Annotated in this window: 19 protein-coding genes and 1 tRNA gene; 16 read left to right on the forward strand and 4 right to left on the reverse strand. The window is 64.1% G+C overall.

Features of this window, described 5'->3' with window-relative positions; all coding sequences use genetic code 11:
• Positions 1-15: 15 nt before the first annotated feature.
• Positions 16-216 (reverse strand): hypothetical protein, encoded by a 201-nt coding sequence (locus GRS80_RS07155; RefSeq protein WP_149080380.1) that lies wholly within the window; start codon positions 214-216, stop codon positions 16-18.
• 511 nt (positions 217-727) lie between these two features.
• On the opposite strand from GRS80_RS07155, the gene GRS80_RS07160 reads away from it, so the two are divergent.
• The 3 genes from GRS80_RS07160 (at position 728) to GRS80_RS07170 (ending at position 2983) form a co-directional block, all read left to right on the forward strand.
• The gene (locus GRS80_RS07160; protein ID WP_160046940.1) at positions 728-1060 is read left to right on the forward strand and encodes a helix-turn-helix domain-containing protein; all 333 of its coding nucleotides are present in this window, start codon (positions 728-730) and stop codon (positions 1058-1060) included.
• A 367-nt stretch (positions 1061-1427) separates the two neighbouring features.
• Positions 1428-1703, forward strand: a complete 276-nt coding sequence (locus GRS80_RS07165; RefSeq protein WP_149080378.1) for a PadR family transcriptional regulator — start codon at positions 1428-1430, stop codon at positions 1701-1703.
• A 281-nt stretch (positions 1704-1984) separates the two neighbouring features.
• Positions 1985-2983: a DUF1616 domain-containing protein gene (locus GRS80_RS07170; protein ID WP_160046941.1), complete on the forward strand. Its 999-nt coding sequence runs from the start codon at positions 1985-1987 to the stop codon at positions 2981-2983.
• Positions 2984-3184: 201 nt separating this feature from the next.
• Here GRS80_RS07170 and GRS80_RS07175 read toward each other — a convergent pair whose 3' ends face one another.
• A complete protein-coding gene (locus tag GRS80_RS07175) occupies positions 3185-3715 on the reverse strand; it encodes a hypothetical protein (RefSeq protein ID WP_149080376.1) in 531 nt (176 codons plus the stop codon).
• A 621-nt stretch (positions 3716-4336) separates the two neighbouring features.
• Between GRS80_RS07175 and GRS80_RS07180 the strand changes: the two genes are divergently transcribed.
• The 7 genes from GRS80_RS07180 to GRS80_RS07210 all read left to right on the forward strand — a co-directional run bounded on the left by GRS80_RS07180 (position 4337) and on the right by GRS80_RS07210 (position 13311).
• Positions 4337-4918, forward strand: coding sequence for an acyltransferase (locus GRS80_RS07180; RefSeq protein WP_343161484.1), 582 nt, complete (start codon positions 4337-4339; stop codon positions 4916-4918).
• Positions 4915-6051: a DegT/DnrJ/EryC1/StrS family aminotransferase gene (locus GRS80_RS07185; protein WP_160046942.1), complete on the forward strand. Its 1137-nt coding sequence runs from the start codon at positions 4915-4917 to the stop codon at positions 6049-6051. Before GRS80_RS07180 ends, GRS80_RS07185 begins: the two co-directional genes overlap by 4 nt.
• Positions 6048-7049, forward strand: a complete 1002-nt coding sequence (locus tag GRS80_RS07190) for a Gfo/Idh/MocA family oxidoreductase (protein WP_160046943.1) — start codon at positions 6048-6050, stop codon at positions 7047-7049. Before GRS80_RS07185 ends, GRS80_RS07190 begins: the two co-directional genes overlap by 4 nt.
• Complete coding sequence (locus GRS80_RS07195; RefSeq protein ID WP_160046944.1) at positions 7049-8608, forward strand: nucleotide sugar dehydrogenase; 1560 nt, start codon at positions 7049-7051, stop codon at positions 8606-8608. Before GRS80_RS07190 ends, GRS80_RS07195 begins: the two co-directional genes overlap by 1 nt.
• Positions 8601-9752 (forward strand): glycosyltransferase family 2 protein, encoded by a 1152-nt coding sequence (locus GRS80_RS07200; protein ID WP_160046945.1) that lies wholly within the window; start codon positions 8601-8603, stop codon positions 9750-9752. Before GRS80_RS07195 ends, GRS80_RS07200 begins: the two co-directional genes overlap by 8 nt.
• A gap of 32 nt (positions 9753-9784) precedes the next feature.
• The gene (locus tag GRS80_RS07205; RefSeq protein ID WP_160046946.1) at positions 9785-10636 is read left to right on the forward strand and encodes an alpha/beta hydrolase; all 852 of its coding nucleotides are present in this window, start codon (positions 9785-9787) and stop codon (positions 10634-10636) included.
• Positions 10637-11016: 380 nt separating this feature from the next.
• A complete protein-coding gene (locus GRS80_RS07210; protein ID WP_160046947.1) occupies positions 11017-13311 on the forward strand; it encodes a DUF6517 family protein in 2295 nt (764 codons plus the stop codon).
• A 33-nt stretch (positions 13312-13344) separates the two neighbouring features.
• Here GRS80_RS07210 and GRS80_RS07215 read toward each other — a convergent pair whose 3' ends face one another.
• Positions 13345-14151 (reverse strand): hypothetical protein, encoded by an 807-nt coding sequence (locus GRS80_RS07215; RefSeq protein WP_160046948.1) that lies wholly within the window; start codon positions 14149-14151, stop codon positions 13345-13347.
• Between the two features lie 532 nt (positions 14152-14683).
• Here GRS80_RS07215 and GRS80_RS07220 point away from each other — a divergent pair.
• Together GRS80_RS07220 and GRS80_RS07225 are read left to right on the forward strand one after the other, a co-directional pair.
• On the forward strand, positions 14684-15628 hold the full coding sequence (locus tag GRS80_RS07220) for an SDR family oxidoreductase (RefSeq protein ID WP_343161487.1): 945 nt from the start codon (positions 14684-14686) through the stop codon (positions 15626-15628).
• 156 nt (positions 15629-15784) lie between these two features.
• Complete coding sequence (locus GRS80_RS07225; protein ID WP_160046949.1) at positions 15785-16357, forward strand: hypothetical protein; 573 nt, start codon at positions 15785-15787, stop codon at positions 16355-16357.
• A gap of 255 nt (positions 16358-16612) precedes the next feature.
• Here GRS80_RS07225 and GRS80_RS07230 read toward each other — a convergent pair.
• Positions 16613-16687 (reverse strand) — tRNA-Val (locus GRS80_RS07230).
• A gap of 184 nt (positions 16688-16871) precedes the next feature.
• On the opposite strand from GRS80_RS07230, the gene trpD reads away from it, so the two are divergent.
• The 4 genes from trpD to trpG are packed head-to-tail and all read left to right on the forward strand — an operon-like array spanning position 16872 to position 20900.
• Positions 16872-17888, forward strand: coding sequence for an anthranilate phosphoribosyltransferase (gene trpD, locus GRS80_RS07235; RefSeq protein WP_160046950.1), 1017 nt, complete (start codon positions 16872-16874; stop codon positions 17886-17888).
• Positions 17885-18544 (forward strand): phosphoribosylanthranilate isomerase, encoded by a 660-nt coding sequence (locus GRS80_RS07240; protein ID WP_160046951.1) that lies wholly within the window; start codon positions 17885-17887, stop codon positions 18542-18544. Before trpD ends, GRS80_RS07240 begins: the two co-directional genes overlap by 4 nt.
• Positions 18541-20223, forward strand: a complete 1683-nt coding sequence (gene trpE, locus GRS80_RS07245) for an anthranilate synthase component I (protein WP_160046952.1) — start codon at positions 18541-18543, stop codon at positions 20221-20223. The genes GRS80_RS07240 and trpE overlap by 4 nt, the downstream gene beginning before the upstream one ends.
• Positions 20220-20900, forward strand: coding sequence for an anthranilate synthase component II (gene trpG / locus GRS80_RS07250; RefSeq protein ID WP_160046953.1), 681 nt, complete (start codon positions 20220-20222; stop codon positions 20898-20900). Before trpE ends, trpG begins: the two co-directional genes overlap by 4 nt.
• Positions 20901-21172 lie beyond the last annotated feature (272 nt).

Below are 21172 nucleotides of genomic sequence, written 5' to 3' on the forward strand. Positions count from 1 at the left end.
GGCGACTCGAGTGAGCTATCGGGGTTCGTCACCTGGAAGGTGATCGCCGGATTGCATCTCACGATAGGTCGTACAGGACGGACAGCCGTGGACGACGTCGCCGTTGTCGCCGAAGACGCGTGCGAACTGCTGTGTGACGTGTGTACCACAGTTTCGACAGCGTGCACCTGCCGTCGACGATTCCATCGGTCGCCAGTCGTGTTGTGTGGATTTCATGAGTGGTGGGGGTGGAAACTCGGACGATCAGTGTCTGGTTCGACGTATCGGTGCTCGTCCGGGCGTCGTAGGAGTCAGGGGAGTAGACGCGAATAAAGGACACAGACTGTTCACTCACTGCGGTTCCGGATAGGGTGGGAAACGTCCAGTTTCTATGCGATTTCGGCGACTTCACCCGACACAGTGTCGGATTCCGAAACGAATCGTCGATCGATCTCAACGTGAGTTCAGACAAGTTGCGCCGTATTCGACCGACAAAGCAGGTCTTGTTCGGCGGCTCCGAGGAGGGAAATACGTGATTTCGTAGAACAAATACGATATTTCACGAGAGAATGAATGACCTTCGATCGGGAAGGCCCATCGTTATAAAATACCACTATCGCTTACCGATCGTTCCGTTGGAACGCTATGATGTCAACGAACGCGGCCTCACGACGGTCCGGAGAATCCGCACTGAATCCCCTCACAGCGGAGGGTGAACAGAACGATGCGTTCGAACCGAGGAGCGACAATGTCCACGAAAGCAACTAATACCCAGACGGAACCGTCCGTCGATCCGGCGACGCAACTCGACGTCCTCGGGGATACATGTGCTCGGACGATTCTCGTCGCGACGAGCGACGGGCCAAAGACGGCAAAAGAGCTGACGGATCGGACCGACAGCTCGTCCGCGACAGTGTATCGACGAATAAACAACCTGCTCGAGAGTGATCTCCTCGCCGAGTGTATCCGGTTCGAGGACGATGGCTCTCACACGACGGCCTACGAGGCGACGGTCGAGCAACTCGCCGTGAGAATCGACGAAGGTGGAATACGCGTCTCTCTGTCACGTACCGACGACTGATACGGATTGTTGGAGCGTGTTACCGGTGATCGTTCGGACGGGGTCATCGATCGCCGATACCGAACGACAACGGTCCGTACGAGAAGACGGTCGGACAGGTATCGTCTGCGCATCTCCGAAACGTCAGGCCGGAACCATCCAGCGAACTGGGAATCGAAGTCACTGTCCGAGAGAGACATTCTGGAGACGGCGACCCACTGGTACCGGACACATCAACGCGTATCGTCGACCCGACGTTTACGAAACCGAGACGTTCTCGAGAACAATCACTTTAGTTCCAGAAACAAATTGTGAAAGATGGCTGTACAACCCTGTATGATACGGATAACAAACATCTACTCAGTGGAACGGTCACTGTGATTGAACAATGCACGATCTGACTGGCTTTCAGCGAGACCTGTTGTACGTCATCGCGGGCGCAGATCGTCCGTCGGGCCAAACCGTCAAGGACGAAGTCGAGAAATACTACAGTTCCGAGATCAATCACGGGCGACTGTATCCGAACCTCGATACGCTGGTCAACAAGGAACTAGTAGAAAAGGGACAACTCGACAGACGCACGAACTACTACGCGATCACCGACGACGGCCGCCAACGTATCGACGAACGTCGCGAATGGGAACAACAGTACGTCGAATTCTGACGATGTCCGCGCTGGATCGGCGTTCTCTTGTGTGCTGACTCCATAGCTGGGGATACTTCCATCGGATTCACTTGCGTGGGTCCACGGACGGTATCTCGTCTTGCAGACGTACGGTCGAGTGGTTGATATCCTCCTCGCACTGAAGCGCAAGGTATTGTGCCTGTTCATCCCATAGCTCGGCCATAACAAAACGGTGGAGCGTGGAAGGTCTCACCCAGAATGGTACGGGCACCGTCTACAGCAGATCGGAAGAGACCGGATACAACCGAGGTGTTCGGCCGATGAGTTTTCGAAAGTATACGCGAACTCGACTGGCGTCCGTGCTCTCCTATCCTGCGGACCTCGCAACCGTCTCGGCACTCGCCGTCCTCTCGTATTTCGTCATCACATCCGTTTCGGACGGGGGAGCCGCCACGCTGTTTTTTGCCATTCCGCTCGCGTTGTTTCTCCCGGGATACGCGTTGGTATCGGTGCTGTTTCCGACCGCAAAGCAATCGCCTCGAGAGACGCCAGCGGTGGCTACGAATCGGCGTGGAATCGACGCCACCGAACGGATCGGACTCGCGTTCGCCCTGTCACTGGCGATCGTTCCACTGGTCGTTTTGACGCTCCCGGTTACCGAGTGGGGCCTCGAGACCGAACCGTTGGCTGCCAGCCTCGCGGTGTTTACCGTCGGTTTCGCACAGCTAGGTGCCATTCGTCGTCTCCGGAGACCGGAGCCGGAACGGTTTACCGTTTCGCCGATCGCCAGCGTGATAGCCGTTCGACGAACGGACGATGCTGTGCTAACGGCGTCGTCGATACTCCTCACGGTCGCGGTCGCGACCGCAATCGGGGCGTTGATCGTCGGATTCTTGATCCCCGCATCGGCGGGCGGGTTCACCGAACTCGGCCTCTACACGGCGGACGAGGACGGTGAGTTAGTCGCCGGAGACCTCCCGGACGAGATCGAGCCCGGGGAGCAGGTGCCCGTTACGGTCTCGATCGAGAATCAAGAGGGCGAACGGACGGCGTACACGGTCGTCGTCCAGCAACAGGTCCTCGAGGACGGTGCCGTGGTTGATCGGACAGAGCTACAGGAGGTCGACGCGAACGTTTCGGACGGAGCGACGGTTACCAGTCAGCGCCAGATCGGGCCGACTGCCGAGCCCGGAGAGACCGTTCGAATCAGCGTTCTTCTGTACGAAGGCGATCCTCCAGTCATCCCGACGAACGAGAACGCAGACGAGGACACGTACTTCTGGGTGACGGTAACCGACGACCCGCAGATCGACGAGTGATAGGCAGCGAACGTCGACCCGGAACGATCGCACACGAGGGGGAAACGACGGTCGACACCGACTCGAGGCGGAGATTCGGCGACGAGATGACGGACACGGCAGCTGACGTCGAGGCGAGGTGGACACTCCGAGTCCGGTTTTCAGACGTCACGACAAGATACGGTACCGATCGGCTCCGTGGAGGGCGACGAGAATCGGTCGTTATCGGCTCGCACGGCCGAGCGGAAACTGGCGGTCGGGCCGTCGCGAGACGTGCTGTACGATCGAGAGCGCGAGGACGACGACACAGACCGCGACTGCGACGAGTGTCACGATTGCAGTCGTACCGGTCAGAGCCCAGGCGAGTGCGAACACCGACGTGCCGCCGATCGCGACCGCGAGATAGAGACGGTGCCACTCGCGTTCTCTCCCGAGGTTTCGATCGAGATAGGGTTCGAACACGTCGTCGTTCGGCAGGAGTTCGATCAGGTGGGCGTCCGGATCCCAGTCAACGATTCCGTGGTCCTCGAGCATCGGCAGGTGCGTCTGGTACAGCGAGATGTACACCCGGCGACGCTGTGTTCGCGTGATCTCTTCCGGTGGTGCATCGTTTTCCCAAGCGGCGACTCGTTCGACGAGTTCCGTGAGGTCACAGGAGCCGCCCTGTCGTTTCAGGAACTGAACCGTCCGCCGGCGTCGGGCGTTGCTGAACACGTCGAACAACTCAGCCTGGGAGAGGTCGTGTTCAGCCATGGATGCCCTCGCGTTCCCGAGTCGAGCATCGATCGGGTGTGATCGGATACCTCACACGAACACGTGTCACACCCTCTCCCTTTACTATCGCACGGCTACCTCCTGATAATCGAATTGTACCGGTTAGCGGGCGTGACTAACGGGTAATCCAATGTTTCGGGTGGTCTCGACCGCTCGGTGGTGACGATCGACGGATCAATCACCGTTAGCGACGGCCTCCAGATTGCACTCGCGTCGTTCGGTACGAGGTCGACTCCGTCCACCGTTCCGTGTCGCGTTTTTCCCGCAGTTCGCCCGCCCCGAACGTGGTCGTCGGTGTGTACACTATGTTCCGGTCGGTTCTCGCGGTCCGGTCACCTTCGAACCACAACAGTCATCGAAATCGACAGTTCAGTGCATGCAGGTGGCCGCTCCCCCTCCGGTCACGGTCATCACCGAGACTGTAGTTCGTGGCTACGGACCCCTCAAGCCGGGGATAACAAAACCTCGTTACCGGCTGTATCAGGACGATTCCCACCCGGGTATCGAGCTACCGATGACACAGCAACACCGACGACGACCACGAGTTCGAGTGCGTGCGAGATCTTCCTCGAGACGCTCGAGAACTGACGGAGGTGAACCGTGACGAGCGAACTCGTCCAGGGAGCGGACTGTACGATCGACGACGACGTGACCGTCGGCTACGGCGAGTTCGCCGAGCCGACCCGGCTCGGGCGCAACGCGACGATTCGATCCGGGTCGATCGTCTACGGCGACGTGACGATCGGCGACGACTTCTCGACGGGTCACGACGTCCTCGTTCGCGAGGAAACCCGAATCGGCGACGACGTGCTCGTCGGCACCAAGACGGTTATCGACGGACAGACGACGATCGGTTCGCACGTGAGCCTCCAGACGAACGTCTACGTGCCGACCCAGACGACGATCGGTGACAACGTCTTCGTCGGGCCCGGTGCCGTTCTCACGAACGACGAGTATCCGGTTCGAAGCGACGCGGCGCTCGAGGGGCCGACGATCCGCGACGGCGCTTCGGTCGGAGCGAACGCGACGCTGTTACCGGGCGTCGCCGTCGGGGAGAACGCGTTCGTCGCGGCCGGCGCGGTCGTCACGGCCGACGTCCCGCCGAACACGCTCGCCGTCGGGTCGCCCGCCGAAACGCAGCCCTTACCAGCCCCACTCGAGGGGCCGAACCAGATCGCATGAGCGAAACGACCGACCCCGACCTCGACGATTCGGTTCGGATCGCGGATCCTTCGATCGACACCGACGTGATCGATCGGATCGAGTCGGCACTCGAGGAGGGAGCGCTCGCCGACGGCCCCGAAGTACGGGCGTTCGAATCGGAATTTGGAGCCTACTGTCGAACCGACCACGCCGTCGCGACGTCGAACGGGACGACGGCACTCCACGCCGCACTCGAGGCCCTAGACGTCGAGGACGGCGACGCTGTGATCACGACACCGTTCTCGTTCGTCGCGAGCGCAAACGCCATCCGACTCGCCGGGGCGACGCCGGTGTTCGCCGACATCGATCTCGAGACGTACACGCTCGATCCCGCGGACGTCGAGCGGGTCCTCGCCGAACGCGACGACGTCGTCGGTCTCCTGCCGGTCCACCTCTACGGACTGGCCGCCGACATCTCGGCGCTGTGTGAACTCGCCGACGAGCACGATCTCTTCGTTCTCGAGGACGCCTGCCAGGCCCACGGCGCGGCGGTGCGTGGCGACCGGGTCGGCGGCTTCGGCGACGCCGCCTGCTTCTCGTTTTACCCGACGAAGAACATGACGACCGGCGAGGGCGGCATCGTCACCACCGACCGCGAGGACGTCGCCGAGCGGGTCGCGAGCTACGTCAATCACGGCAGAGCCGAGAACGGAACGGGCGACTACGACCACGTTCGACTCGGGCACAACTACCGAATGACGGCACTCGCCGCCGCGATCGGTCGGAGCCAACTCGAGCGGTTGCCCGCGTTCAACGAGCAACGGCGGGAGAACGCGGCGTACTACGACGATCGGCTGGCCGATCTCCCGCTCGAGACGCCGACGGAGCCCGACGGGTACAGACACGTCTACCACCAGTATACGGTTCGAACGGACGACCGAGACGCACTCGCCGAGGGACTCGCGGCCAGAAACGTCGACGCGGCGATCTACTACGAGACGCCGATCCACCGACAGCCGGCCTACGAGACGGTCAGCACCGCCGCGGCCGAACTTCCGCGCGCGCAACGGGCGGCCGAGACGGTTCTCTCCGTGCCCGTCCATCCCGCCCTCAGCGAGCGCGACCGACGTGCCGTCGTCGAAGAAATCTACGACTATTTCCATAACCAATGAACACGGAACCAACGAGGACGTCGCCCAGACCGGTGCAGGTGGGCGTCGTCGGTGTCGGAGCAATGGGGGAGAATCACGCACGCGTCTACAGCGAACTCCGAAGCGTCGACCTGGTCGGCGTCACCGACCACGACGTCGACGTGGCGAGACGGGTCGCCGCCGAGTACGGGACGGAGTGTCTCGATATCGACCCGCTTCTGGAACGTTGTGATGCGGTGACGGTCGCGGTGCCGACTCACGCCCACTACGAGACGGTCTCGCGGTGTCTCGAGGCGGGCGTTCACGTGCTGGTCGAGAAGCCGATCGCTGAGACGATCGAGCAAGGCCGGACGATGGCCAAACTCGCCCAGAACGCCGGGGTCGTCCTCCAGGTCGGCCACATCGAACGATTCAATCCGGCAGTCCAGACCGTCGGCGATCTGATCGACGATCTCGACGTGATCTCGATCGAGGCGGAGCGACTCGGCCCGCCGATCGATCGGTCCGCGCCGGGCAACGTCGTCTTCGATCTGATGGTCCACGACGTCGACATCGTCGCCTCGTTGCTCGAGGACGGCCCCGAATCGATTTCGGCCATGGGCACCGAGGACGGCCGATACGCCACCGCGACGATGGGCTACGGCGACGTCGTCGCGACCGTGACGGCGAGTCGCGTCACCCAGAAGAAGGTGAGAAAGCTCACCGTCACCGCCCGCGAGTGTCTCGTCGAGGTCGACTACCTCGAGCAGTCCGTCTTGATCCACCGCGACTCCTACCCGGAGTACCTGATCGACGACGGCCAGCGCCGGTATCGACACGAGAGCGTCGTCGAGCGACCGCGAGTCGACAACGGCGAGCCGCTTCGCCACGAACTCGAGTCCTTCGTCGACACTGTCCGTGACGGGGCAGAGCCAGCCGTGACGGCGGGAGACGGTATCACAGCCCTCGAGACGGTCCAACGCATCGACGCGCTCGTTTCGAACGACGAGCCAAGGCGTGAACATGAGGTAGAGATCTAATGTCCGGATCCGATTCTGATGCTGCCGGCGACGCCAGCGCCGTCGGCCTCTACGATCCCGCGGTGTCCGAATCCCACCAGCGAGATCGTCTGACGTCCGGGCGTGTTCCGGTCGCGGTCTACGGCCTCGGAAAGATGGGGCTCCCGCTCGCGGGCGTCTACGCCGAGACGACGGGGAACGTGACCGGCGTCGACGTCGATCCTACGGTCGTCGAGACCGTCAACGCGGGGCGGAGCCACGTCGTCGGGGAGCCGGGGCTCGAGGAGCTCGTCACCGAACAGGTCGAAAACGGCCGGCTCGAGGCGACGGCCGACGGCCCGACGGCCGCAGAGCGCGCACGGATCCACGTCATCATCGTTCCAACGCTCCTGACTGACGACCGCAAACCGGATCTCGCGACGGTCGAAGCGGTCGCCGACGATATCGCGGCCGGGTTGGCCCCCGGCGATCTGGTCATCGCCGAATCGACCCTGCCGCCGGGAACCTGCCGAGATGTCCTTCGACCCCATCTGGCGGCCGAAAGCGGCCTCGGACTCGACGAGTTCGGGGTGGCGTTCTGCCCGGAGCGGACCTCCTCCGGAACGGCCGTGCGGGACATCCGGGGGCAGTACCCAAAGGTCGTCGGCGGCGTCGACGACGAGAGCACTCGAGCCGCCGCCGTCGTCTACGACGAACTGTCGACGAACGACGTCCGACAGGTATCGGACGCGACGACCGCTGAGGCGGTAAAAGTGTTCGAAGGCGTCTACCGCGACGTCAACATCGGGCTCGCGAACGAACTCGGTGTGCTCGCGGACGAACTTGGCATCTCGGTTCGCGAGGCGTTCGCCACCGCGAACGACCTCCCGATGTGTCAGCTCCACGACCCCGGTCCCGGCGTCGGCGGCCACTGCATCCCCTACTACCCGTACTTCCTGCTCTCCTGGCTCGAGACCCCGCTTGCGCTGACCGAGACCGCTCGCGACGTAAACGACGGGATGGCGGAGGCCGTCGTCGACAGGCTCGCGGCGGAACTCGAAGCCGACGGGACCGCGCTCGCGGAGGCGTCCGTCCTCGTCCTCGGCCTCACCTACCGCGCCGGCGTCGAGGAGACCAGGGCGTCGCCCGCACTCGACGTGCTCGCGGAACTCGAGGAGCGCAACGTGGACGTCGCCGCCGTCGACCCGCTGGTCGATCCCGGCGCGTACGGCGTTCGCCGAGTCGAACTCGAATCACTGACCGGTGATCGAGCGGGCGAACCGCCCGCGTTCGACGGCGCAGTGCTCGTGACGACCCACGAGGAGTTCGATCACATCTCGTGGGGCGACCTCGAGCCGACCGTCGTCGTCGACACGCGGGACGAACTGGATCTCGCCGGGACGGACCACCGGAGCTACACCCTCGCCGGCTCGCGAAACGGTCGGCCGCCCGCGGGCGACCGCGAGAGCGTGGCCGGAACAGAGGTCGATGCGCTCGCCCGAGAGGACGCCCCCGTCACGGCAGAGGCGACGTCCACCGAATCCCGTCTCGAGGAATCCGCAACCGATCCGCGACGCACGGACGGGGGTGACGATGTATAAGGGCAAGTCGGTCGCGGTGGTCGTCACGGCCTACGACGAGGAGGCGTTCGTCGGCCGCGTCATCGAGACCGTCCCCGACTTCGTCGACCGGGTCTACGCCGTCGACGACGCCTCGCCGGACGGTAGTTGGGCGGTCATCCAGCGCGTGGCCACACGGATCAACGAGACCGTCGAACCCGAACGCGCGGTCATCGACGGCGGCGACGCTCGCCGGGTCGTGCCGATCCGCCACGAGGAGAACCGGGGATACGGCGCGGCGGTCAAAACGGGGTACGAGCGCGCCGCTGCGGACGGGATGGACGTCGTCGCCGTGATGAACGGCGACGGCCAGATGGACCCCGACATTCTCGATCGGATCGTCGACCCCGTCGCCACGGGAGAAGCCGACTACGCGAAGGGGAACAGACTGCTCAGCCGGGAGGACCGCGAAGGGATGTCGACGTTCCGGTTCGTCGGCAACGCGATGCTGACCGGCCTCTCGAAGTTCGCCTCGGGCTACTGGACCGTCGGCGACCCTCAGAACGGATACACCGCCATCTCGCGGGAGACGATCGAACGACTGGACCTCGAGTCGATCACCGACCAGTACGGCTTTCTCAACCACATCCTCACCCACCTCAATCTCGAGGAGTGTCGTGTCGCCGACGTCTCGATGTCGGCAGTCTACGGCGACGAGGAGAGCAGCATCCGGTACGTGCCGTTCGTCCGCTACGTCTCGTTTTTGTTGCTCCGGAGTTTTCTCTTGCGGCTCAAACGCCGGTACGTCCTCGAGGGATTTCATCCGGCCGTCGTCTTCTACGGAGCGGGTTCTTCGGGGCTCGCGGTCGGGGCACTCGGTGTGGTCGGCTCGCTCGGCCGGTCTCTCCGCGGATCCGACGGATTCACCGGCACGCTCGTCTCGGTCGTCGCCTTCCTGATCGGGCTCGTCTCCCTCGGTATCGCCATCTCGATGGACGCCGAGGAGAGCGAGCCACTCGAGGTGACACGCTACGATCGGCGTGGCGGACCAGCGGCCGCCGACCCAGGCGACGGCGAAGACGGCGTGGACGAGGACGCCCTCGAGGAGACGACCGACGACGTCGTCGGCGACAGCTGCGTCGACGCAGCGGCGGACACCGAGTCGCCGCTCCAGTCGATGGACTAACCGTTTTATGGGTTCGGCGACGACGACCGACGATGGCAGAACTCGCGCTCGAGGACGGCACGATCTGGTACGACACGACGGGCGAGGGCCATCCCCTCGTCTTCGTTCACGGCGGGTGGCTAAACGGCCGGACCTGGCGATCACAGGTCGAACACTTCGCCGACGAGTACCGGATCGCCACGGTCGACGTCCGCGGCCACGGCCACACGGGCTCGACCGATCCCAAGCGGTACTCGGTCGAACTGTTCGCCGACGATCTCGAGGCGGTGTGTGCCGAACTCGACCTCGAGCGCCCGATCTTCTGTGGGCTCTCGCTTGGTTCGATGGTCGTCCAGGAGTATCTCGCCCGTCACCCCGATCGCGCCACAGGGGCGATCCTCGCCGGTGCGCTCAGATCGATGCCCTCGATGGCCGTTCCGCCGTCGATGAAATCGTTCGTCTCGCCGACGCCGGCGCTCACCGCGACGCTCTCGATGATGGGGCCGACCGCGACCTTTCGGTCGATGCTCGGCTCGATTCGGGCGATGACCGGCGACCGCTGGCTGACCGTCGATCCGGCGGTTCGGTCCGAGGCCCTCGAGGCCGTCGGAGACGTCTCACCCGCGGAGTTTCGGAAGGTCTTCGACGCGCTCTACCGGTACGACCCGCCGGATCTGTCGAACGTGAAAACCCCGACGCTCGTGATCCACGGCGACCGGGAAGCGCCGGTCGTCGCGCGCCAGGGCCAACGGATCGCGACGATGGTCGACCACGGCCGTCGAATCGTCGTCGACGACGCCGGCCACCTCGTCAATCAGGACCGGCCCGCGGCGTTCAACGACGAGAGTGAGACGTTCCTCGCGGCTCTCGATCTTCCGACCGAATCGGAGCCGACCAGGGCGTGATCGGCGACACAGATTCCGTCCCACGAGAGAACCACCACAACAGCGCCCTGGCCAGGTTCCAGGGATAACGATCTGCTCTCCTCAGACCTCGAGTGAGCGACGTCCGACGCAGAACACATCGAATCATCTGGACGTGTCGGGTGCTACCGAACTGGTTCGGGTCGAACTCCCGTGTTCGATCGACGATATCCCCGTGGTTGACGTCAGCCGGCGATAGAAGCCCTACTCCTGGGTAATCCCCACGATTACCTGTAACTCACCTTGATCTTATTACGCCCTAATGATGATTTTATTTCATGTCGGGAAACGGGAGGAGCTGTGACGAACCGATCGAGAGAAGTGAGGCAGAACGCGGCCAGCGACACAACGTGGTTCCGAGAGTGAACCGTCGCCGTATGCTTGCGGGGCTTGCGGGAACGGGTCTCGCCGGGTTCGCTGGCTGTTCCGAACTGACGGAGTTGACCGAACATACGTTCGAGGCCGATCCGGTGGCCGTGCCGCCGGACGGCCTCGAGCGGTTCGGCTTAGAACAGATCGAGGACGACGAGATCGTCGTCGAGGAAGAGCGGACAGTCGGCGGCGAAGACGTCCGCGCGGAGATGACGAGCCACGTCGTCGGATACGAGACGACAGGGGAGACCGGAGGTGAGGCCCAGCTCCGGACGACGCGGGACGTCGCAGCCGAAGAGGTGCTGGTGATGATCCCGGGCGAAGAGTTGGCGGGAACGAACCCCGACGACGCCATCGACGAGACACTCGACGTCGGCCGGTTGATGGTCCCCGGCGACCTGTTGGTCGAAGACGGTGAGTTCGACCCCGAATCGATTCCAGGAGGTTTTGGTTTGGGTTTTCAGGAGGAAGGGGAACATGCAGGAGTCGTCTTCTTCCCCGAAGTCGATGGGGAGTACGATGAAGACGACCTCGGCGAACTTCGCTCCGCCATCGAGGACGACGTTATGCCGCCCCACGAAGGGATGCTCCTGCCCAAACGAGGGTTATTGGACGAGAACCTCGAGGCCGTCCCGCTCGAAGCCCTTGGGGACGCGCTCGAACGCGGCGTCCCCGAGGAACAGGTCGGGAGACTCGTCGGAAACGGTGTCGTTATGTACCCAGAGCCTGGGCATGCCGTCGACGAAGAGCCGGAACTCCTCGAACAGGGCGTGGTGATGTTCCCCGGCGATACCTGGTTCCCCGGCGATACCTGGTTCCCCGGCGATACCTGGTTCCCCGGCGACACCTGGTTCCCCGGCGACACCTGGTTCCCTGGTGACTCCTGGTTCCCTGGTGACTCCTGGTTCCCCGACGAGGACGCAGCGTTTGTCGAGGGCACCGGCGGGCTCGAGGACCATCACGAGATCGAGGTCGGTCGGCTCGAGCTTCTGGAAGCCGGCAGCGTTCTGATTCCGGCTGGCTCCTACGAGGTAGGTGGAGACGACCAGGTAGGAGGGGCAATTTGGACGACGCGGAACGTCGGGGGCGAGGAAATACTGGTGACGATCCCGGGCGAAGAGTTGGCGGGAACGAACCCCGACGACGCCATCGACGAGGTGCTCGACGTCGGTCGGCTGATGCTCCCTGGCGATGCGTTGCTCGGTGAAGACGGAACGCTGGAGACTGGTGAGTATCCGGCCTCGGAGCTCACTCCGACAGCGACAGACGTCTTTTTCCCGGGTGATAATTGGGACGAGCTGGATCTCGGTGAACTTCACCACGCCGTCCACGACGATGTCCAACCCTTCGCGTCGGCGACGGACCTCCCCACGGAGGGAATCGTCGACGAGGACTTCGAGGCCGTTTCGTTGGAGGCCCTCAAGGTGGCGCTCGAACGCGGCGTCTCCGAGGACCACGTCGGCCGACTCCTCGAGAACAGTGGGTTGATGCCCCCACAGGATTGGGAAGACCCACAGCCGGAACTCCTCGAACAGGGAGTGGTAATGGTCTCGGGCTACAGGTACGTTCCATCCGGCTGGAGCGATTGGTACCCGTCCGGCTGGAGTGACTGGTACCCGTCCGGCTGGAGCGACTGGTACCCGTCCGGCTGGAGTGACTGGGCCGAGTTCGTTACAACCGACGCGGCGTTCGTCGAGGGCACCGGTGGGCTCGAAGAACTCCACGACACCGATGACGGGCGGCTAGAACTGCTCGAACAGGGTGGCTTCTTCCTGCCCGAGGGGAGTTGGGAAGAAGTCGAGACGGCCACCGCTTCGCAGTGGCCGTTGTGGGATCCCACCGGTGTCGGCGCGCTGTCGACCCCGAAGGCGGAGGTGATGGGCCAGACGCTCAATCCGGTCGCGGACTCGTCGCCGGCGGAACTGCTCACCGACGAGGAGACGCGATCGTTCGTCGGCCGACTCGGCCTCGACGGCGTCGAAGACGGCTGGGTCGAGGGTCCCGAGCACGTGAACTCGGAGACTGGGCGGCTTCTCGGCGAGGATACTCCCGTCGAGACGTTCGTCGGTCTAACCGGCTCCCGCGAGGACCCCGAATTCGCGATCGTTCACGTCGGCCGACTCGAAACCGGCGACGACGTCGTCTTCGCGGCCGTTAGTTCGACCACAGAAGTCGACCAGGTCGGCCGAGTGTTCGTCGGCGACGACGGCTACGTGACCGAAGATGATCTCGAGGCCGGTATCGAGACAAGCCTCGAACTATTCGGAACGGTCGAACGCGAGTGAGCGGGCTCCAACGGTCCGAGTTGCTGGACCGAATCACCGGACCGGCTGCTCGAGCAGTCGATCGCCGCTTTCGGCACAGACGACCGAGACGACCTCGTAGCTCGAGCAACAGGACTCGCGGGTCTCCGTGGCAAACTCGACCGGCCCGCCGTCCGGACACTCCTCGAGAAAGATTCGGACGCCTGCGACGAGTTCGCTGCGGGTGGTCGGCTGGAGTTCACGCCAGTAGGGAATCCGATCCGCGATCGGGCCGGATGCGGCGGTGTCCAACCGGAGCGCCGTCGGCGAGGGCCACTGACCGATCCGCCGTCCCTCACGTTCGACGACGACGGCGTCGTCGTAGCGATCGACCACGACGTCCTCCGACTCGATCCCCAGTCGATCGAGCAGTTCCGTCGGATCCGGGTCCTCGTCGACCGCCTCGAGTTCGGCCCGCCACTCCCGGTCGAACGCCGCGGTCAGACAGAGGTCGTCGACCTCCGCACAGGGTTCGAGAGCGCCCGCCTCGAGCAACGTTTCCTCGGGATCGATTTCGTCGGGCACCGCGACGTTCTCGAGCGGGTCCTTGCCGAACCACGACAGCATTCGCCGCGGCAGATATCGTTTGGTCAGCGTCGGCGTTCCCGGTACGAGATAGCCCCGAAGCCAGATGAGACACGACGAGAGACCGAGAACCAACGCACCCGCGAGAACGCCCACAGCGGCTGTCCACGTCCAGGCCAGCACCGTCCCGATCAGCGCGCTCACACCGAGGGCGATCAGCACGTTCACGATAGTGCAGGGGCCGCATCGATTTTCGCCGGTATACTCCGGATTTCGAAGCGAACGAACGACTGCCATATTGTGTCCCTCGACCTCAGTGCACGAATCGGTTTCCCTCCCGGATCCACCTCGCGATGGGGAAACGACGTGGACCGATCACACGAAGTGAAATCGAAACTGCTCGGACCATCTCCGACCGGCAACGATCGTCGTCCGCTCGCGTCGGTTCACTCTCGCTCCGGTCTCACGCCACCAACTACAGGAATAGAACGCGCGGGTGAGAGACAGACCGTTCGATGCGGCGAGGACACCACCGTCCGTTCAGCGCGACAAACCGTCGATACTTAGGTATCGTCTCACGAACGGATCAGGTATGACCAGCGCTGACGACGCCGACGGAACCGACGAGCGGGTCGACGGGGCCGAGGATTCGGTCGGCGACGAACCGGAGCGCGAAGCTGAGAGCGACCACGACCGCCCCGAACCGCCGGAACCTGACGATCGATCCGAGGAGTCGGAATCGGAACCGGACGCCGAGCCGGATCCCCCCTCCGACGACGAGTCCGCGGGGGACGGTACCGGATCCGCCTCGAGTGACGTCGACTCCGATGTGCGCGATACTGAATCCGACCGGATCGAAGACGAATCGGCCGAAAGCTCCGACGAGCGTGACGGAGCGTCCGGCTACTCCACTGCGCGTACCCCTCCCTCGGACGATCGGTACGTTCGAAAGGACTGCGTGTTGATCACCGGCTGTTCCTCGGGCATCGGCCGGGCGAGCGCCCGTGCCTTCCTCGCGGAGGAGTGGCAAGTGATCGCGACCGCCCGGAACGTCACGGACATCGAGGAGCTCGATGAGGCAGGGTGTACGACACTCGAACTGGACGTCACCGATCATGATCAGGTGCTCGACGTCGTCGAACGGACCGTCGAAATCGGCGGCGCGATCGACTGTCTCGTCAACAACGCCGGCTACGCCCAGATGGGGCCGATCGAGGACGTCCCGATGGCCGACCTCCATCGCCAGTTCGACGTCAACGTCTACGGACCCCACCGACTCACTCGGGCGGCGCTTCCGCACATGCGCGCCCAGGGTGAGGGGCGGATCGTCAACGTCTCGAGTGTCACCGGACGCGTTTCGTTTCCGGGATCGGGCGCGTACTCGGGGTCAAAACACGCACTCGAGGCGATGAGCGACTCGCTGCGGGCGGAAGTCGAGGAGTTCGGCATCGACGTCGTCGTAATCGAGCCGGGTCCGGTGGAAACGAACTTCTCGGACCGGGTCGACGACGAACTCCCCGAGGCCGGCCGGACGCCGGCCTACGAGTCGCTGTACGAACTGTACGACGATATGCAGCTAATCGGCGGGGGAAGCGGCGGTCCGTTCGCCTCCCAGCCGGAGGACGTCGCAGCAGCGATCCTCGAGGCCGGCACCCACCCCGAACCGCCGGCGCGATACCCCGTCGGCCCGCTCGGCCAGTTCGGCGTCTACGCCCGATATCTCCCGGACAGCCTGCGCGATGCCGGATACGCGTTGCTCCGCAAGCTGAGTTGACTCGTTCAGGTGAGTTCCTCGGAATCGTCGTTACGAGTTCGCTGGCTGATCGAACGGGCGCGTTCGACGCCGAACTGGTCCGATTCCGGAACAGCTCGGGTCCACGGTCACGTCAGTGTGGGAAAGTATTTGTTCTCGACGGCGATATCTTCGCTCATGTCGGAGTCGACACCGGGCGTCGTCGAACTCGCCGACGACGTTTCCGCACTACTCTACGGCATCGCGGGCTGGCTCTCGATCGGATTCGGGCTCCTGCTCGCCGGTAGTGCCGTCCTGAACCTGACACTTGGCGGACTTGCCCTCTCGGGCGCGTCGGCCGTATTCGCGGCGATGATGCTAATCGTCGCTTTCGTCTTCGTCGCCCTCGGTGCGTTCGTCAATCCGCGGATGCGTCGTCGGCTAAACCGTCGTCACGCGCCAACGACGTTCGGGCGAGTCCACAGTGTCGATCAGCGGGTCGTCCGCGCGAACGAGGAGTGTCCCGAACGGTGTGTCTCCTGTGGCTGTCGGATCGAGGAGGGGCTCGTCAGGCGGTACCGCGAGGAGTTCGCGCTCGCCGGCGTTCCCGTCTACACGACCGACGTTGGCTACAACCACTACTGTCTCGAGTGTGCAATCGAGGAGTTCCTCGGAGAGCGTGTCGAAAGCGAGACGCGGACCGAATCGGTCGAAATCACCGATCGCCACGACCCGACATCCGCTCGAGATCGATCCGTCGAACGCGAGTGAGCGGTCGTTCCAGTCGCCTCGGGCGTTTTACGCGTTTGATCTCGGTCAGTAGCCCGGTCCCAGGTGTCGGTAACCGTATGATCGCTCGAGAGGAACCCGCACGCGACCTCGTAAGGATGTCTCTCGAGGGGATGCGGTACGAAGGGGGACGGATTTGAACTACAGTCGCAGTGAAGCTGCTCCCTGGTTCAAACTGCCGACCATTTTGGCGACACGGACTCGTCGCTACGCTCCTCGCCGTTGTATCGCTAAAAATGGGTTGGGGCAGATTTGAACTGCCGGCCTCCTCCATGTCAAGGAGGTGTCATAACCAGACTAGACCACCAACCCGCCTGGTTTGTCCCGTGGCGTCTGCGCCACGTCATCTGCAACTGTTCGTTGCCCGCCACCATAATTGAAGGTTTCGAATCGGGATCCGTACGCGAGCGTTCACCACGGCCCACTCGGTCCGATACGTTTAAATTGGTGTACTGATTCGATCATTATAGGACAACTACGTACATTGGTGTTCACAATGAAGGAGTACGTTCGCCGGGTGACCGACGGCACAGATCTCACACAGTCGGAGGCTCGAGCCGCGTCGTCTGCGGTCTTCGAGGAGTCGACGGAGGCCCAGATCGGCGCGCTACTCGCCGGATTGCGCGCGAAGGGCGAAACCGAAGCCGAAATCGCCGGCTTCGCCGAGGGGATGCGCGAGGCGGCCCGAACGATCTCACCGAACCGAAGTCCGCTGGTCGACACCTGTGGCACGGGCGGTGACGACTACGATACGATCAACGTCTCGACGACCAGCGCGATCGTCGCTGCGGGTGCCGGCGTTCCGGTCGCGAAACACGGCAACTACTCGGTCTCCTCGTCCTCCGGGAGCGCGGACGTCCTGGAGTCAGTCGGCGTGAACGTCGAGGCCGAACCGGCGGCCGTCGAGCGTGCGATCGAACGGACGGGAATCGGGTTCATGCTTGCGCCGGTGTTTCACCCGGCGATGAAAGCCGTCATCGACCCCCGCAGGGAACTCGGTGTGCGGACGATCTTCAACGTCCTGGGTCCGCTTACCAACCCCGCCGGTGCCGACGCCCAACTTGTCGGCGTCTACGATCCGGAACTCGTCCCCGTTCTCGCGGACGCGCTCGCGCGAATGGATGTCGATCGTGCCCTGGTCGTCCACGGCTCGGGCACCGACGAAATCGCGATCCACGACGAGACGGTGGCCGCCGAGGTCGACGGCGAGGGTGTCGAGCAATACTCGCTCGAGCCGAGCGATCTCGGCCTCGAGCGCCACGACATCTCGGCGATCGCGGGCGGTTCCTCCGAGGCCAACGCCGAGGATCTCCGCGGGATCGTCGAGGGCGAGGTCACCGGTGCGAAGCGGGACGTCATCCTCGCGAACGCAGGCGCAGCGATCTACCTCGCGGGTGAAGCCACGTCGCTCGAGGACGGTGCCGAAGCCGCACGCACGGCGATCGAATCCGGCGACGCCGCGGCGAACCTCGAGAAGCTACGAGGGGAAACACCGGAAATCGAGGGCCAATGACCCGTGTGAAGATCTGCGGGCTGACGACCGAGAGCGACCTCGAGTTGGTCGTCGGGGCCGGTGTAGACGCCGTAGGAATCATCGTCGACGTTCCGGTCGAAACGCCCCGGGAGGTATCGGTCGATCGCGCGGCCGAATTGGCCGATGCCGTCCCCCCGTTCGCAGCGAGCGTTCTGGTGACGATGCCCGACACCGTCGATCGAACGGTACACGTCGCCGACGCGGTCGAACCGGACGTCCTCCAACTCCACGGCGAGTTCGGGGTCGACGAACTCGCCGACATCCGCGAACGAACCGGCCGCAGTCTCGTCCTCGCCGTCGACGCCGACGAGGCGTCGAACGCGGGGCGGTACGACGGAACCGTCGACGCCTTCCTGGTCGACACGCCGGCCGAAGACGGCGGAGGCGGAACCGGTCGCACCCACGACTGGGGGCGGACGAAATCGGTGGCCGCGAATCTCGAGTCACCCGTAATCCTCGCCGGTGGGCTCACGCCCGAGAACGTCGACGCGGCCGTCGACGCCGTCGATCCGTTCGCCGTCGACGTCGCCAGCGGCGTCGAAGCCGAAGGGGGAATCAAAGACGGCGACGCCGTTCGGTCGTTCGTCGAACACGCGAAACACAGCTACGGGACGGAGGCAAGTCCACAACCATGACCGGCACCGACTCGAATCGGTCCGATGCGACGTCGACGGCGACGTTCGACGTCGACCGGGAGACGTTTCACGTACTCGCTGGCGATCACGACGATCGGCCGACGGTCGTCCGAGTCGCCGCGACGCTCGACCTCGAGACGTCGCCTCTCACCGCGTACGCGACCCTCACCGGACGCACCGAGACGACCGATCGCGACCGAACGCCGTACGCCTTCCTCCTCGAGAGCGCAGAAAAGACCGCCTCGAGTGACCCCGACGGCGCGTTTCGTCCGACCGCGGTGGGTGCCGAGCGCCACGCACGCTACTCCTACGTCGGCTACGACCCGGACGCCGTCGTGACCGTCGGACCGGGAGAGACCACGGTCGAGGCGCTTGCTTCCGATACTCCACTGGACCTGATCGATACCGACGTCGACGGTGACGCAGTCGACGCGCTTCGGGGAGCGATGCCGGACGTTCGGCTGGTGAACTTCCCCGACCACGATCGACAACACCTCGAGGGAGGACTGGTCGGCTTCCTCTCCTACGACGCCGTCTACGACCTCTGGCTCGAGGAGGTCGGCCTGGAACGGCCTGAATCTCGGTTTCCGGACGCGCAGTTCGTCCTGACGACCAAGACGCTCGCGTTCGACGAGCGCGACGGAACGGTGTCCCTCGTCTGTACGCCGGTCCTCACGGCGGACGACGACCCCGACGCGACGTACGATCGCCTGCTCGCGGAACTCGAGACGGTCGTGGAGACGCTTCGAGATGCCGAACCGCCGGAGACCAACGGGTTCGTCCGAGAGAGCGAGATCGCCGGTCCCGCCGGCGACTACGAGGAGAACGTCCGCCGGGCGAAAGAGCACGTCCTCGACGGCGACATCTACCAGGGAGTGATCTCCCGGCGACGGGAACTGTACGGCGACGTCGATCCGATCGGATTCTACGAGGCGATGCGCGAGGTAAACCCCTCGCCATACATGTATCTGCTCGACCACGACGATCTCACCGTCGTCGGAGCGAGCCCGGAGACGCTGATCTCCGTGCGCGGACGCGAGGTCATGTCGAACCCGATCGCGGGCACCTGCGATCGCGGCTCGAGCCCGGTCGAGGATCGTCGTCTCGCGGGCGAGATGCTCGCCGACGGGAAGGAACGCGCCGAACACACGATGCTGGTCGACCTCGCGCGAAACGACGTCCGCCGCGTGGCGGAGGCAGGGACGGTTCGCGTCGAAGAATTCATGAACGTCCTCAAGTACAGCCACGTCCAGCACATCGAGTCGACCGTGACCGGCGAACTCGCCGCCGATGCGGACGCCTTCGATGCGACGCGAGCGTCGTTTCCCGCGGGAACGCTTTCAGGCGCGCCGAAGGTTCGGGCGATGGAGATCATCGACGACCTCGAATCCGAACCTCGCGGGCTCTACGGCGGCGGCGTCGGCTACTACTCCTGGACCGGGGACGCCGACTTCGCGATCGTGATCCGGACGGCGACGGTCGAAGACGACGGAGATCGCGACCGTATCACCGTCCGCGCCGGCGCAGGACTCGTCGCCGATAGCGATCCCAGAGCCGAGTACGAGGAGACCGAAAAGAAGATGGGTGGCGTGCTCGCAGCGCTCGAGCGGATCGAAGTATCAGCCGACGAGTCGGAATCGACAGGGAACGATCTCGAGACGCCGGAGGTGAGTCGATGAGCGTGCAAGGGAACGAGGGCGGTCCCGAGGCGGTCGACGAGCGGACGATCCTGTTCGTCGACAACTACGACTCGTTTACGTACAATCTGGTCGAGTACGTCAGCCAGCAGCCCGGCACTGACACCGAGGTCCTGAAGAACACCGCCACACTCGAGGACGTGTACGCGGTCGATCCCGACGCGATCATCGTCAGTCCGGGCCCGGGCCATCCGAAGAACGACCGCGACGTCGGCGTCACGATGGACGTCGTCCGGGAGCTCAGCCCCGACGTGCCGACTCTCGGCGTCTGTCTCGGCCTCGAGGCAGCCGTCTACGCCTACGGCGGCTCGATCGGTCGCGCCCCGGAACCGGTCCACGGGAAGGCGTCGGCCGTCGAGCACGACGGAAGTGGCGTGTTTCAGGGGATAGAACAAGGCTTTCGCGCCGGACGCTACCACTCCCTGGTCGCCACCGAGGTGCCGGACTGTCTCGAGGTAGTCGCCACGGCAGAACACGGCACGGAACCCGGTTGTGCCGACTCCGCGGCGGAGCCACAGACCGATGGCGAGATGCTCGTCATGGGCGTCCGACACCGCGAGTACCCCCTCGAGGCGGTTCAGTTCCACCCGGAGAGCGTGCTGACAGCGGTTGGCCACGACGTGATCGAGAACTTCCTCGAGTCACTCGAGGACGCGTAAGTCGGCAGCACCGGACGGCCCAGTGATCGAACACCACGTACTGGTTACACTTGACGAGTACTGACCAGTCTCGGACGACGTACGCCGCCGCTATGGAATGCACCGGTAGAAGACGGTGAATTGTTCAAGGAGTGACTCGTACGGTTTACTGTCCGTCAGTACCGCCGCGCCCGGGACCGTTCTCCGGGCGCGCCGGGACACAAGGACAGCAATCCGTTTCGAGCAGCCTCACCGATCGCCGACTCGGACGGACGAGAGCGGGGTCACGGCCG

Source organism: Natrialba sp. INN-245 (assembly GCF_009807105.1).
GTDB classification, from domain to species: Archaea; Halobacteriota; Halobacteria; order Halobacteriales; family Natrialbaceae; genus Natrarchaeobius; species Natrarchaeobius swarupiae.

What these genes read in the sequence shown, in the direction of transcription:
- GRS80_RS07155 (WP_149080380.1), bottom strand. Translation starts at nt 216, where the DNA reads ATGAAATCCACACAACACGACTGGCGACCGATGGAATCGTCGACGGCA.
- GRS80_RS07160 (WP_160046940.1), top strand. Translation starts at nt 728, where the DNA reads ATGTCCACGAAAGCAACTAATACCCAGACGGAACCGTCCGTCGATCCG.
- GRS80_RS07165 (WP_149080378.1), top strand. Translation starts at nt 1,428, where the DNA reads ATGCACGATCTGACTGGCTTTCAGCGAGACCTGTTGTACGTCATCGCG.
- GRS80_RS07170 (WP_160046941.1), top strand. Translation starts at nt 1,985, where the DNA reads ATGAGTTTTCGAAAGTATACGCGAACTCGACTGGCGTCCGTGCTCTCC.
- GRS80_RS07175 (WP_149080376.1), bottom strand. Translation starts at nt 3,715, where the DNA reads ATGGCTGAACACGACCTCTCCCAGGCTGAGTTGTTCGACGTGTTCAGC.
- GRS80_RS07185 (WP_160046942.1), top strand. Translation starts at nt 4,915, where the DNA reads ATGAGCGAAACGACCGACCCCGACCTCGACGATTCGGTTCGGATCGCG.
- GRS80_RS07190 (WP_160046943.1), top strand. Translation starts at nt 6,048, where the DNA reads ATGAACACGGAACCAACGAGGACGTCGCCCAGACCGGTGCAGGTGGGC.
- GRS80_RS07195 (WP_160046944.1), top strand. Translation starts at nt 7,049, where the DNA reads ATGTCCGGATCCGATTCTGATGCTGCCGGCGACGCCAGCGCCGTCGGC.
- GRS80_RS07200 (WP_160046945.1), top strand. Translation starts at nt 8,601, where the DNA reads ATGTATAAGGGCAAGTCGGTCGCGGTGGTCGTCACGGCCTACGACGAG.
- GRS80_RS07205 (WP_160046946.1), top strand. Translation starts at nt 9,785, where the DNA reads ATGGCAGAACTCGCGCTCGAGGACGGCACGATCTGGTACGACACGACG.
- GRS80_RS07215 (WP_160046948.1), bottom strand. Translation starts at nt 14,151, where the DNA reads ATGGCAGTCGTTCGTTCGCTTCGAAATCCGGAGTATACCGGCGAAAAT.
- GRS80_RS07225 (WP_160046949.1), top strand. Translation starts at nt 15,785, where the DNA reads ATGTCGGAGTCGACACCGGGCGTCGTCGAACTCGCCGACGACGTTTCC.
- trpD (WP_160046950.1), top strand. Translation starts at nt 16,872, where the DNA reads ATGAAGGAGTACGTTCGCCGGGTGACCGACGGCACAGATCTCACACAG.
- GRS80_RS07240 (WP_160046951.1), top strand. Translation starts at nt 17,885, where the DNA reads ATGACCCGTGTGAAGATCTGCGGGCTGACGACCGAGAGCGACCTCGAG.
- trpE (WP_160046952.1), top strand. Translation starts at nt 18,541, where the DNA reads ATGACCGGCACCGACTCGAATCGGTCCGATGCGACGTCGACGGCGACG.
- trpG (WP_160046953.1), top strand. Translation starts at nt 20,220, where the DNA reads ATGAGCGTGCAAGGGAACGAGGGCGGTCCCGAGGCGGTCGACGAGCGG.